This is a genomic window from Natrinema longum (assembly GCF_017352095.1).
Lineage (GTDB): Archaea > Halobacteriota > Halobacteria > Halobacteriales > Natrialbaceae > Natrinema > Natrinema longum.
The window spans coordinates 1,944,126-1,956,693 of sequence record NZ_CP071463.1 but is presented as its reverse complement, the minus strand read 5'-3'; the positions used below and the strand labels follow the sequence as shown (position 1 = coordinate 1,956,693).

Annotated in this window: 15 protein-coding genes; 10 read left to right on the top strand and 5 right to left on the bottom strand. The window is 66.4% G+C overall.

The features are described from left to right. The first annotated feature begins 68 nt into the window (after positions 1–68). From J0X27_RS09640 to J0X27_RS09630, 3 genes are all read left to right on the top strand, one after another. Complete coding sequence (locus tag J0X27_RS09640) at positions 69–1,406, top strand: O-acetylhomoserine aminocarboxypropyltransferase/cysteine synthase family protein (RefSeq protein ID WP_207268935.1); 1,338 nt, start codon at positions 69–71, stop codon at positions 1,404–1,406. Then, entirely contained in the window at positions 1,403–2,608 is a 1,206-nt protein-coding gene (metX, locus tag J0X27_RS09635) for a homoserine O-acetyltransferase MetX (RefSeq protein ID WP_207268934.1), read from the top strand. Before J0X27_RS09640 ends, metX begins: the two co-directional genes overlap by 4 nt. A gap of 150 nt (positions 2,609–2,758) precedes the next feature. Next, positions 2,759–3,259, top strand: a complete 501-nt coding sequence (locus J0X27_RS09630; protein WP_484549481.1) for a DUF7978 family protein — start codon at positions 2,759–2,761, stop codon at positions 3,257–3,259. A gap of 133 nt (positions 3,260–3,392) precedes the next feature. Here the strand turns inward: J0X27_RS09630 and J0X27_RS09625 are convergent, their stop codons facing one another. Both J0X27_RS09625 and serB read right to left on the bottom strand, forming a co-directional pair. After that, on the bottom strand, positions 3,393–3,770 hold the full coding sequence (locus J0X27_RS09625) for a hypothetical protein (RefSeq protein WP_207268932.1): 378 nt from the start codon (positions 3,768–3,770) through the stop codon (positions 3,393–3,395). 185 nt (positions 3,771–3,955) lie between these two features. Beyond that, entirely contained in the window at positions 3,956–4,600 is a 645-nt protein-coding gene (gene serB, locus J0X27_RS09620; protein ID WP_207268931.1) for a phosphoserine phosphatase SerB, read from the bottom strand. Positions 4,601–4,722: 122 nt separating this feature from the next. On the opposite strand from serB, the gene J0X27_RS09615 reads away from it, so the two are divergent. Further along, complete coding sequence (locus J0X27_RS09615) at positions 4,723–5,424, top strand: DUF7978 family protein (RefSeq protein WP_207268930.1); 702 nt, start codon at positions 4,723–4,725, stop codon at positions 5,422–5,424. 17 nt (positions 5,425–5,441) lie between these two features. On the opposite strand, the gene J0X27_RS09610 is transcribed toward J0X27_RS09615, so the two are convergent. Further along, a complete protein-coding gene (locus J0X27_RS09610; protein ID WP_207268929.1) occupies positions 5,442–5,894 on the bottom strand; it encodes a universal stress protein in 453 nt (150 codons plus the stop codon). 246 nt (positions 5,895–6,140) lie between these two features. Between J0X27_RS09610 and serA the strand changes: the two genes are divergently transcribed. Next, positions 6,141–7,727: a phosphoglycerate dehydrogenase gene (gene serA, locus J0X27_RS09605; RefSeq protein ID WP_207268928.1), complete on the top strand. Its 1,587-nt coding sequence runs from the start codon at positions 6,141–6,143 to the stop codon at positions 7,725–7,727. Positions 7,728–7,856: 129 nt separating this feature from the next. On the opposite strand, the gene J0X27_RS09600 is transcribed toward serA, so the two are convergent. Then, a complete protein-coding gene (locus tag J0X27_RS09600) occupies positions 7,857–8,465 on the bottom strand; it encodes a class I SAM-dependent methyltransferase (RefSeq protein ID WP_207268927.1) in 609 nt (202 codons plus the stop codon). A gap of 116 nt (positions 8,466–8,581) precedes the next feature. Between J0X27_RS09600 and J0X27_RS09595 the strand changes: the two genes are divergently transcribed. Further along, positions 8,582–9,385 (top strand): hypothetical protein, encoded by an 804-nt coding sequence (locus J0X27_RS09595; RefSeq protein WP_207268926.1) that lies wholly within the window; start codon positions 8,582–8,584, stop codon positions 9,383–9,385. A 34-nt stretch (positions 9,386–9,419) separates the two neighbouring features. Here the strand turns inward: J0X27_RS09595 and J0X27_RS09590 are convergent, their stop codons facing one another. Next, complete coding sequence (locus J0X27_RS09590; protein WP_207268925.1) at positions 9,420–9,740, bottom strand: cupin domain-containing protein; 321 nt, start codon at positions 9,738–9,740, stop codon at positions 9,420–9,422. A gap of 129 nt (positions 9,741–9,869) precedes the next feature. Here J0X27_RS09590 and hisI point away from each other — a divergent pair, with 129 nt between their 5' ends. From hisI to J0X27_RS09570, 4 genes are all read left to right on the top strand, one after another. After that, complete coding sequence (gene hisI, locus J0X27_RS09585) at positions 9,870–10,238, top strand: phosphoribosyl-AMP cyclohydrolase (protein ID WP_207268924.1); 369 nt, start codon at positions 9,870–9,872, stop codon at positions 10,236–10,238. A 1-nt stretch (position 10,239) separates the two neighbouring features. Further along, on the top strand, positions 10,240–11,415 hold the full coding sequence (locus tag J0X27_RS09580) for a DUF7118 family protein (RefSeq protein WP_207268923.1): 1,176 nt from the start codon (positions 10,240–10,242) through the stop codon (positions 11,413–11,415). 77 nt (positions 11,416–11,492) lie between these two features. Then, positions 11,493–11,888 carry a universal stress protein gene (locus tag J0X27_RS09575; protein ID WP_207268922.1) on the top strand — a complete coding sequence of 132 codons (396 nt, stop codon included), beginning with the start codon at positions 11,493–11,495 and terminating at the stop codon, positions 11,886–11,888. Positions 11,889–12,100: 212 nt separating this feature from the next. Next, positions 12,101–12,325 (top strand): hypothetical protein, encoded by a 225-nt coding sequence (locus J0X27_RS09570; RefSeq protein WP_207268921.1) that lies wholly within the window; start codon positions 12,101–12,103, stop codon positions 12,323–12,325. Positions 12,326–12,568 lie beyond the last annotated feature (243 nt).

Genomic DNA, 12,568 nt, shown 5'->3' with positions numbered 1-12,568 from the left:
ATTCTCTCGCCTACGTTTTTTGCCGTTACTGAGACGCATATGAACGTGGAGAAGTATGCATACTAAACATGAGCGACGACGCGAGCGACGAGCACGACGGGGACCGCGAGCGCGGACTCGGCACGCGGAGCGTCCACGCCGGCCAGTCCCCCGATCCGGAAACCGGTGCGATGGCACCGCCGATCTATCAGACGACCTCCTACGTCTTCGAGGACGCCGACACCGCCGCCGACCGCTACGCCCTCGAGGACGACGGCTACATCTACTCCCGGATCGCCAACCCGACGGTCGAGATCCTCGAGGACCGCCTCGCCGACCTCGAGGGCGGTGTGGGCGCGGTCGCGACGGGCAGCGGCATGGCCGCGCTGGACTCCGCAGTGCTGATCCTCGCCGAGGCGGGCGACAACGTGGTCTGTTCGACCGACACCTACGGCGGGACGACCACCTACTTCTCGAAGACGGCGACGCGCCGGAACATCGAGCCGAAATTCGTCCCAACCCTCGAGTACGACGCCTACGAGGCGGCCATCGACGAGGACACCGCGTTCGTCCACGTCGAGACGATCGGCAACCCCTCGCTGGTGACGCCCGACTTCGAGCGGGTCGCCGAGATCGCCCACGAGAACGGCGTGCCGCTGGTCGTGGACAACACCTTCGCGACGCCGGCGCTCTGTCGCCCCCTCGAGCACGGGGCCGACGTCGTCTGGGAGTCGACGACCAAGTGGCTCCACGGATCGGGCACGACCGTCGGCGGCGTCCTCGTCGACGGCGGCTCCTTCCCCTGGGGCGAGCACGGTTACGACGAGATCGCCGGCCAGAACCACGCCTACCACGACGTCGACTTCTCGCGGGACTTCCCCGAGGCCCCCTTCGCCGCGACGGCCCGCTATCGCTCGCTGCGCAGTCTGGGCAACCAGCAGTCGCCGTTCGACGCCTGGCAGACGCTGCAGGGCCTCGAGTCGATGCCCCTGCGCGTCGAGCGACACTGCGAGAACGCGCAGGTCGTGGCGGACTACCTCGACGACCACGAAGACGTCGCCTGGGTCACGTATCCGGGACTCGCCGACCACCCGACCCACGACAACGCGCGGCGATACCTCGAGGATTACGGCGGGATGGTCGCGTTCGGACTCGAAGAGGGGTTCGAGGCGGGCAAGGCCTTCTGCGAGAACGTCGAACTCGCCCAGTTCCTCGCGAACATCGGCGACGCGAAGACGCTCGTGATCCACCCCGCGAGTACGACCCACGGGCAACTCTCGCCCGAAGAACGCGATGAGGCCGGCGTCACGGCCGACCTGATCCGGATGTCCGTCGGGATCGAGGACCCCGAGGACGTTCTGGCCGACCTCGAGGGAGCGATCGCCGCGGCGACGCGGGCCTGTCGATCGGCGGGTGAGACGCGGTGACGACCAAGAACACGATCGACCTCGGCGAGTTCCAGTTCCTCTCGGGGGAGTCGATCCCGAACCTCGAGATGGCATACGAGACGTACGGCGACTTCACCGGCGACAACGCGGTGTTGGTCTGTCACGCGCTGACCGGCAGCGCCCACGTCGCCCGCCGGCCGGATGCAGGCGGCGACACGGCGGGACAGGCTCGCGCCTGGTGGGGCGACGTCGTCGGCCCAGGGAAGGCGATCGATACGACGGAGTACTACGTCGTCTGTGCGAACGCGCCGGGGTCGTGTTACGGGACGACGGGGCCCGCGAGCGAGAACCCCGAAACGGGCGAGCCCTACGGGACCGATTTCCCCCCGGTGACGGTCGGCGACTGGTCGCGCGCCCAGCGAGCGCTGCTGGACGAACTCGGCGTCGGGCGACTCCACGCCGTCGTCGGCGGCAGCGTCGGCGGGATGAACGTCCTCGACTGGCTGCGCCGGTTCCCCGACGACGTCGAACGCGCCGGTGCGGTCGCGACCGCGTCCCGACTCGACGCACAGTGTCTCGCGCTCGATACCGTCGCCAAGCGAGCGATTACGGGCGACCCCAACTGGAACGACGGCCACTACTACGGCGGGCCGGAACCCGAGGAAGGGCTGGCTCGAGCCCGCCAGATCGGCCACATCATGTATCTCTCGAAGGACTCCATGGGGCGCAAGTTCGGTCGGCGCTCTGCGGGTCGAGAGGCGGTCCGCGAGGAGCCGCCGGATCCCGCGGCCGCCTTCTTCCCCTATCGGGAGGTCGAGTCATATCTGGACTATCAGGCCGACAAGTTCACGGACCGATTCGACGCGAACAGCTATCTCTACATGACCCGTGCGATGGACGACTTCGACCTGTCGGCGGGGTACGAATCCGACGCCGACGCCCTGGCAGCCTTCGAGGGGGAGCTCCTCGTTCTCTCCTTTACCGGCGACTGGCACTTCACCGTCGAGCAGGCCGAAGCCCTGGCCGAGGCCAGCCGCGAGGCCGGCGTCGACGTCGCCCATCACGTCGTCGAATCCGACCACGGCCACGACGCGTTCCTCGTCGAACCCGAAAAGGTCGGCCCGCCGCTCGCGGATCTGCTCGAGGCGGGGCTCGCCGGCCGTGCGATCACCGATACGGCTCCCGAAACCGACGACACGGGGGAGTTCGCGCCGGTTCACACGAGTCTGTTTTCCGAGTGAGGCTGTCGGGTCGACGTGGCATCGAACGCGAGTCGACTCTTATGGTCGTCGAAGACGGACACCTCTACACGACCGCTCCTCGGCCGGTCCCGCCCGGTTGATATTTGCGATAATACAGCTATAGATTGTCGTAACTTATAATACGACAGTATATTATGTGCAGATCATATCTATAGAAGGTCAAGTCAAATACGGGAGAAATCGACGAAGGATGAACGGAATCGATCGGTACAACAGGTACCGAAGGAGGGACAAAGCGACCTGCCGATCAAACAGGGAGCCGTGTTCGGGGCGATCACGGTGATCGCAACGTATCTCACGCACCTGTTCCTGACGGCGATTACGACGGCACAGGTTCGTCCCGAAGTCGCATCCATCGGAGTCGGTGACGACGCATCGCTGATCGTCACGGAACTGGTCAGTTCCTGGAAAGCTGCGGGCTGGAGTTACCTCGGCGTGTTCGGTACGGAGTTCGAAGTCGACGGTGAAGCCGCGACGCTCGGTGACGCCCCGAATCACGGTGCCGCGTTCGCGGGTAGCCCGAGCAGCGCGTTCGGCCTCTCGACGCTGTTCCTCTTTCTCGTAACGGTCGGTGGTCTACTTACCCAGCCTCGTGACGCCCTCGAGGCAGTGATGGCGAAAGTCCGGTAGCGACGGGACATGCGGAACTGAGTCGATCGACTGATCGAACCCGCCGTTTTTCTCGCGCGGGACGAGACGAGCGCGTTCGAACGGGCTCCCGGAGCGATCGTCGAGCGAACCGACTCGAGGCAGCGTTCGAGGATCAGTACTGTTGGTCGTGGCCGCGATCGAGCGAGACGTACTGTTCGGCGTGAGATCGGTCCGAGCGCCGGCGCGCGAACCAGTAGTGGACGTCGGAAACGAACAGCGCGAGGTTTTGGCGGCCCAGCAGCGCGATCGAGATCCCCTGTGGCGAGCGGAACAGGGCGATCAGCGACCACATCGTTCCTGCGGCGACCGCACCCGCCGCGGAGAAGCGCATCCCCAGCGTAACGAAGGTCAGTCCGTACACGAACCCGATCCCCATCGACGGCAGGCTCGTGCCGAGCGGAACCCGCGCACTCGAGTCGCGCAACGTCGGCGCGAGAAAGACGATCGAGAGGCCGCTTCCAACCATGAATACGAAGTCTTGCCACATCATCAAAACAACTTACTCGGTCACGAGTTAATAACGTCGTTGGTCTCGAAATCGGTCATTGGGCCTGACAGTTGCCGAAAACGGACGATACGGTCAGAGCAGTGGTCGGGAGACCGCGAGCCACAGGACGGGGTCCTATGAGCACAACCAGCGATTACGGGGCCAAACCGGACCGACCCGAACCCGCCTCAACGGTCGGCGAGCACGCCGTCGTCGACCAGCGTCTCGCGAGCCTCGGCCATCGACGTGACGACGACGTCACAGTGGGGTTCGACGGCCGGTTTCGGTTCGAAGCCGATCGCCAGGCCGGCGACCTCGAGCATCGGCAGGTCGTTGGCACCGTCGCCGACTGCCACGGTGTCCGCGAGGTCGACGCCGACGTCGGCGGCGAGGTCCTCGAGCGCGTCGTCTTTGGTGCCTTCGATCAGGGGCCCTTCGACTGCGCCCGTCAGCTCGCCCCCGTTCATCGGGAGTCGATTCGAGACGATGTGATCGACGGAGACGTCCTCGCGCTCGAGGGCCGCCGCGACGCCGCGTTCGAACCCGCCGGTGAGGATGGCGGTCGTGACGCCGGCATCGTTGAGTTCGGCGATGAGGTCGGCGGCACCCTCGCGCAGGACGACCTCGTCGAAGGCGGCCTCGGCCTCCGCCTGGGGAAGCCCCTCGAGCAGGGCCGCGCGTTTGCGCAGGCTCTCGGCGTAGCCGATCTCGTCGTTCATCGCGCGGTCGGTGATCTCCGCCATGTCATCGGCGACGCTCCGCCGATCACCGAGCAGTACGGTCATTTCCGAGTCAGAAAGCGTCCCATCGAAGTCGAAAGCGACGACTGTCATTGTGCCCCGGTTGTCGGTCCCCGGATAAACCAGTTCAGGTTTCCTCTCGTGGCGACCGCGGCGCTGCTTCCACGCTTCGAGCGATCGTAACGTATTATCGACCCGCCTTCGTTGCCGAGTACATGTCGTCAGATCGACGATTCGAGTACGACAAGGGACCCGATCTCGAGGCGGCGGAATCGACGACCGGGACCGATTCCGACGGTGACGACGAGGGCAATCGGGACGAGCCGGCAGAGAGCGATCGGCGGGTCGCAATCGTCGCCGGCTGGAAAGCCGGGACAGTCGCCGGTGTGAGCGCGTTCGCGGTCTGCTTCGCCGTGATCTACCAGATCGTCGGGTCGATGTACGCGATGGGCGCGTACTCGGGCGGGGAGACCGACCCGAGTCGCGTCGTGATCGCGGGGCTGACCAGCCTAGCGAGTCACGGCGTGACGATCGAAGAGGGTGGCGAACCGATCGAGGCGGCGGTCAGGTACGCGGCCAGCGCGGGCCTCACCTCACACGTGACCGCGCTGGTTCCGCCCGTCATCTTGGCAGTCGCTGGCTTCCTCCTCGTCCGATACGTTCACCTCCGGACGCGCCGGGTTGCCGGTCTCGCACTCGGCTCGCTGGTCGGCAGCTACGTCGTCCTGATGACCGGCCTCTCGATGATCGCTCGGTGGACGCCCGAACGGACGGCCAATGGCACCGACGAGGCAGCGACGATTGCCGCCGCGACCGATCTCGGCGCGGTGCTCTCGATCGGGACCACTGCGCTCGTCTTCGTCGCCGTCGGGGCCGCCGTGGCCGGCCTCCCACGGCTACTGGCCGTCGACCGATAAGTCGCTGTCCCGATGGATCAGTTCGATTCGACCGGCGTTTTGACGATCGTTATCGGTCGCGAGGAGAGGCGTGCGACGCGATCCGTGACGCTGCCGAGTAGCTGGCGATACTCGCCGGACCGCTCCTTCGATCCCATGACGAGCAGGTCGACGTCCGCCTCGTCGGCGTAGTCGAGGATCTCCTCGTGGGGGGAGCCATGCCGGACGACCGTCGTCGACTCGAGGCCCGCCTCGTGGGCCGCTTCGGAAGCCGATTCGAGCGCGTCCTCGCCCACCTGCTCGAGGGCCGCCTCGAGGCTTTCGAACTCGTGGACGTACTCGTCGCCACTGTAGGTACTGTACACGTCGCTGTCGACGACGTACAGCAAGTGGAGTTCCGCGTCGGTTTGTTCGGCGACGGCGATGGCGTGCTCGACCGCGAGTTCCGTCCCGTCTTCCGCATCGGTCGGCAGTAGGATTCGATCGTACATGGTTCGAGAGACGTCGTGTTGACGGATAATACTGTTCAATGTTCCCGGTGCGCGGGAGCCATGGAGTCGAAATCGGCATCGTTCGGGCGAGATCCGTACGGACAGAACGGTCAGGAGACAAACCGCCGTGGGGATAGCGCGTCTCGGCCAGCCGGGACCGTCGTCTGCACGGGCGGAACACCGGTATTTTTTGCCGGCCCCGAGCACAACGGAAGGGTTTACGTGCTCCGCACGGTTGTCTCGCGCATGAAGGTTCTCGTCACGGATCCGATCGCGGATGCGGGTCTGGACGTACTCAGAGACGCCGGCCACGAAGTCGAGACGGGTTACGAACTCGAGGGCGATGCACTCCTCGAGGCGGTCTCCGACGCCAACGGGCTGATCGTTCGCTCCGGGACCGAAGTCACCGAGGAGGTTCTCGACGCCGCGGACGAACTGGCTATCGTCGGTCGAGCCGGGATCGGCGTCGACAACATCGACATCGACGCCGCGAAAGATCACGGTGTCATCGTCGCCAATGCTCCCGAAGGGAACGTTCGGGCGGCCGCCGAACACACCGTCGCGATGACGTTCGCGACCGCTCGATCGATCCCGCAGGCCCACATCCGCCTGAAAAACGGCGAGTGGGCGAAAAGCGACTATCTCGGGACCGAACTCAACGGCAAGACCCTGGGCGTCGTCGGGCTCGGCCGCGTCGGCCAGGAGGTCGCCAAGAAACTCGACTCCCTTGGCATGGACATCGTCGCCTACGATCCCTACATCAGCGAGGAGCGCGCCGACCGCATCGGTGCCGAACTCGTCGAGTTCGAGCCGTGTCTCGAGCGTGCGGACTTCCTCACCGTCCATACCCCCCTCACCCCGGAGACCGAGGGGCTGATCAGCGAGGACGAACTGGCGTTGCTGGGCGACGGCTACCTGGTCAACTGCGCCCGTGGCGGCGTCGTCGACGAGGACGCACTGGCCGCCAAGGTCGAGGACGGAACGCTCGCCGGCGCGGCGATCGACGTCTTCGCCGAGGAACCGCTGCCCGCTGACTCGCCGCTCCTCGAGCACGACGACATCATCGTCACGCCCCACCTCGGTGCCTCGACGGAGGCCGCACAGGAGAACGTCGCCACCTCGACGGCCAAACAGGTCAACGCCGCACTGGTGGGCGAACCGGTCGCGAACGCCCTGAACGCGCCGTCGATCGACGAGAGCGCGTTCCCACGCGTCGAACCCTACATCGACCTCGCGGAGACCGCCGGCAAGGTCGCCGCCCAGCTCCTCGAGGGCCGCATCGAAGACATCGAAGTCGTCTACGAAGGCGACATCGCCGACGAGGACGTGGAGTTCGTCACCGCGAGCGCGCTCAAAGGCGTCTTCGAACCACTCGAGTGGCAGGTCAACGCGGTCAACGCCCCACAGATCGCCGAGGATCGCGGCGTCGACGTCACCGAGTCCAAGACGCGACAGGCCGAGGACTTCCAGAGCCTGGTCTCCGTGACCGTCAGCAACGGCGACGACGAGGTCTCCGTCGACGGCACCCTCTTCGCCGGTGACGATCCACGCATCGTCCGTATCGACGGCTACCGCGTCGACGCGATCCCCCACGGCCGGATGGTCATCGCGCGGAACACGGACGAACCCGGCGTCATCGGTCTCATCGGGAGCGTCATGGGCAAACACGACGTCAACATCGCCGGCATGTTCAACGCCCGCGAAACGATCGGCGGCGAGGCGCTGACCGTCTACAACGTCGACAGCGAGGTCCCCGCCGAAGCCAAGGAGGAGCTCGAGGCCGACGAGCGAATCATCGGCATCAGCGACATCACGCTGAACGGGCAGGCCTGAGCGGTCGAACGACCGCGTCGGCGTTCGCCGTTTTCCGTTCGTTCCGTGCAGTTTCGTATCCGCGGCCTCGACAGCGGAGCTAAACCCCCGACCCAGAATCCTGGTTGATACTGTCAGCCCGCGTTCGAACTACCCCCGGTACTCGGCCATCACGAACGGGACCGAACTCCCGAGCGGATCGTCGACGCGGCGCTCCCAGACGATCTCGAAACCGGCCGTTTCGAGCGCGCTACGGGTCCGCTGCCGGCCATGCGTGCTGAAGAACATCGATCGGCCGCTCCCGAGCCAGTCGCGCCGGACCGTCTCGTAACTACTCGAGCCGACCGTCGTGAGGAGCCGACCGCCCGGTCGGAGGACACGCGCGAACTCCGCGTAGACGGCCGGATGGTCCGCTCGGGGAACGTGGAAGACGGCGTGGTACGCCGTGATCCCGTCGACCGAGTTCGCCGCGATCGGGAGGGACGTCATCTCGCCCTGGACGAGGTGAGCGTCGGGGACGTTGGCCGCCGACAGCTCGAGCTGGCGGCCCGAGAGGTCGAGACCGATCCGGTCGACCCCGGTGAGGTTCGCGAGCGTGCGCATCCCGTCGCCACAGCCGACGTCGAGAACGGTCGCGTCCGCGGGAAGCGCCGCGAGCAGGTCGTCGATCAGGGCGGCGTCTTCCCCGTCGGCCCGGCGGTTCCTGGCGTAGTCGTCGGCGACGGCGTCCCACGCTCGTCGGAGTTCTCGTCGGTCCATGGGCGGGAGAGGTCCCCAGAGGGCATGTCGCTGGTGCCAAACGGGGACGACAGTGGGTCGGGCCAGTCGACCGCGTTGGCCGTACGCTCTTGTCCGTCGGCGTCGTAGCGGGGGCGATGAACTCCCCCGAGATCTCGCGGCTCGCGGCCGTCCTCGCTGACCTCCGTGACCGCGGCTACCGCTGCCCTGATCCGGTCGACGTCGAAGCGCCGGTCGTGGCGACCGGTGGCGACCACCCTGCGGACGGTCCGGACGCACCGCTGTCGGTCGAGCGCGTTCGGGAGGTCACGCCGCTGTCGCTCGTCAGCGGCCTGGCGGACGCCGCCCACGCCGGTCACGCGCCGGTTCTCGTCGTCGACGAGTGGGGGGTCGAGGACGCCCGGGCCGTCCTCGGCGAGCCGTTCTTGCTCCGCGGTCGGAGGGATGGACGCCGCCGGTTGTACTCGATTCCGGACCGGATCGCGCTGACCGACGGGCGGTACGCCTGCGTGCGAACCGACGCGAACCCGCAGTGGCGGGAGGAGTCGGTGACCACGGCGACCGCGCTCGAGGCGGGGCGTGCGGAGCCGTCGATCGAGGACGGGCGCGATCGGACGGGGACCGACGAGCCACGACTCGTGCTCAAGGCCGACGGCACGGTTCAGGCCGCCCTCGCAGCCGACGCGCTGACCTGTCCCGGTCCCGACCCGGACGCGTTCCCCTACCGGTACGGCCGCGGTGCGGACAAGCGCATCCACGTCTTCGATCGGGACCGCGAAGTCGGTCGCTACGCCGGCATCGCCGCCATGAAGGGCAACGCCTACCGACCAGTATCGCTGCCCTTGCTGCCCGAGCACCACGTCAAAACTGGCGGACGGCTGGCTCGCAGTGTGACGGTCGCCGTCGTGACAGCCGACGGCGTCGAGTACGAACGACCCTGAGGAGACAGCCGCTCACGACGGTCGACGCCGGCGATCACGGTGCGCCCATCAGCACGAACCGACTCTCGGTGTCGCCGTTGTGGATCCGGTGGGTCGTGTCCGGTGCGATCCGGATCGCGTCGCCCGGGTTCATCTCGATCGACTCGTCTTCGACCGTGACCGTCGCTTCGCCCTCCATCAGCAGGTAGACCTCTTCGTGGCCTTCCTCCTCGTGGGCGTGTTCCTTGCCCTCCCAGCCGGGGTCGCACTCGACGACGGTCACGCCCATGTTCTCGCAATCCAGTTCGTCACGGAGGAAGTACATCCCGTTCCGATCGTCGGCGTCGTGGTAGTTCACTTTGGTGTAGTCGGACATCACGGACACCTGCCCACACGGCGCACAATAAACGTTGACGGTACCCACGTCCTGACCGGATGGCGAGCGTTCACCGTCGGTGTGCCGATCAGCAAAAGACCTATCGCTCAGACGAACAACGTCTCGAGTATGGACGACGACGTTTCGGTCGATTTCGGCGAGGACGGACTCGTCCCCGCCGTGGCACAGGACGCCGACACCGGCGAGGTACTGATGGTCGCGTACGTCTCGCCGGACGCCCTCGAGCGGACCCGCGAGACCGGCCGCGCACACTACTACTCCCGCAGTCGCGAGGAACTCTGGGAGAAGGGCGCGACGAGCGGCCACGTCCAGGAGGTCACGGAGGTACGAGTCGACTGCGACGCCGACACCCTCCTCTACCTGGTCGACCAGGAGGGCGGCGCGTGCCACACCGGCCACCGGTCGTGTTTCTACCGGACGATCGACGGCGAGCAGGTCGGCGAACGGGTGTTCGATCCGGAGACAGTCTACGAGTAAGATGAGCGAGCGCGTCCATCCCTCCGACGACCGCTCGAACACTGCCGCCGGGAGCGACGAATCGACACCGCTCGAGGAACTCGAGGCCGCCCGAACCCGTCTCGCGGAGAGCAACGGCCGGATCGAAGACCACGGCGAGGAAACCGTCGACGAGGTCGCGACCGCCTATCGAAACGCGACGACGCTGTTAGACGACTACGTCGACCGCGCGACCGGGACCGGCAAGGAGAACTTCCAGGCGTACATCCAACTCGAGGGGAAATTCGACGGGCTGGTCTCGAGCCTGTCGGACGACCTCCCGGAACGGGAGGCCTTCGAGGACGCCCTCGAGGCGATCGACAAACGCCGGCTCAGCGAATCGGACTTCGAACGGGCCACCGACGCCCTCGAGCCGGCCGCCGCGTACGCCGACCTGCTCGAAGAACGGGAGGCCGCTCGCGAAGCGCTGGTCGAGGCCCGCAAGAACGCGAACAAGCGCCTGCGGGCCATCGACGACGAGATCGACGACCACGAGCGGCTGCTCGAGCTCTCGACTGCCGATCTGGACGCGCCGGTCGACCGGCTCCGGGACCCCATCGAGCGCTACAACGAGGCCGTCCGCGAGGCGTTCGAGGACTACCGGCTCTCGGCCAGCGCACGCGAGGTGTTCGACCTTCTCGAGCGAAGTACGTGGTATCCGTTCGTGACCTACGAGCAGCCGCCCGACGAGCTATTGGACTACGTCCGCGAGAACCCGGCCGGCGAGTACACGATCCCCGAGTTGCTCGAGTACGCCGACTATTCCCGGTCGAAGCTCTCCCACTACGTCGAGAGCGCGGACGAACTCAAGCGGTCGGTCGCGACCCAGCAGACGTATCTCGACGGTATCGACGCCGAGCCGCTGACGATCGACTGGCCGCCGGAACCGGCGGGCGCGTTGCGCCGCCGGGTGCGGGAGTATCGCCCCTTCGTCGCGCGGGTGGCCGGCGAGGAGACCGTCGCAACGTTGCGCGAGGTCGGCCTCCTCGCGACCGACCCCGACTACGACCGCCTGCAGACCGCAGCTCAGGCCGTCGTCCAGCTCACCCCCGCCGAGCGCGAGCGGCTGTCCGACGGTCGCATCGCGGACGAGCTCGAACGCCTGCGAACCGAACGGGAGCGACTCGAGGACGCACTCGAGGTCGACGACCCGGTCTGAGCGGCGCGACGACGGCGAAACCCATCGTCCGCGACGACGGCCCCGCACTTTAGCCGCCGCCGCTCGAAGGATCGACCATGGCCAGACACGTCCTCGTCCCGGTCGACGACTCCGAGCCGGCCCGGGCGGCCCTCGAGCACGCCATCGAGTGGGTGCCCGCCGATCGAGTGACGGTCGTCCACGCGATCGACGACCTCGAGGCGGACTACGCCGGTGTGGTGTCGGAAAACGACGAGCCCGCGTTCTTCGCCGCGGTCCGGGAAACCGCCGCCGAGTACGAGCGATCGGTCGAGACCACCGTCGTCGAGGGCGGCGGAGCGGCGGACGCGATCCTCGAGTACGTCGACGAGGCGGACATCGACGCGATCGTGATGGGCAGCGAGGGGAAAGCGGGCGTCTCGCGGATGCTGCTGGGCAGCGTCGCGGAGGCGGTCACGCGGCGCGCCGAGGTTCCGGTGACGATCGTGCCGTGACAGCGTGTGATGGTCACGGAGAGTCGCTACTGACACGATCGCCACGCTGATCGCGACCTGTCGTCCGATCAGGGTACGATGCCCATCAGAGGAGGGCAGAGAGAGACACTGACCGCGGCAGTTCGACCAGTCTACCTGTAAAGAAGAACGGCACTTCGTCCCTCGACCTGTTCTCGGAATAACTTTATCGGGAGGAACAATCTAGTTCGGATATGAGTGCTGCGAAACGTCTCTACAACCGCACTGATGAGTGGCTGCTGGACCGCTCTCAGGGGGAGTATGCGATCTGCTTAGGGGTGTCGGTAGGTGTCGGCGTTCTCGTAGTCGGCCTGCTGTTGGGTGGGAAATTCCTTCTCGTTCAGGCGCTCACGATGGCTCTCGTCATGTTCGGTTTGGAGTACGTGTTTGGGCTCCACCAGCCGACTGAAGAGGGCTGAGTCCGCCCGATCGATCCGTACGGGTCACCTGGCGTCGCCTCCGAAACGGTCGTATCTTGAATACTCCTGCCGTTATCGTGAGTGTGAGTTTTCGGGTGTCGACTGCTATTCAGCCGTTCCCCGCAATGGGGTGGTCGTAACTGATGGGCGATCGAGCGGGTCGCAGAAACCACCCTCAGACGGACCGCTGTCAGTCAGTGTCGGCGGCCCCAGGGACGGGTCGTGGGGTCGCCGGTCGCTCGA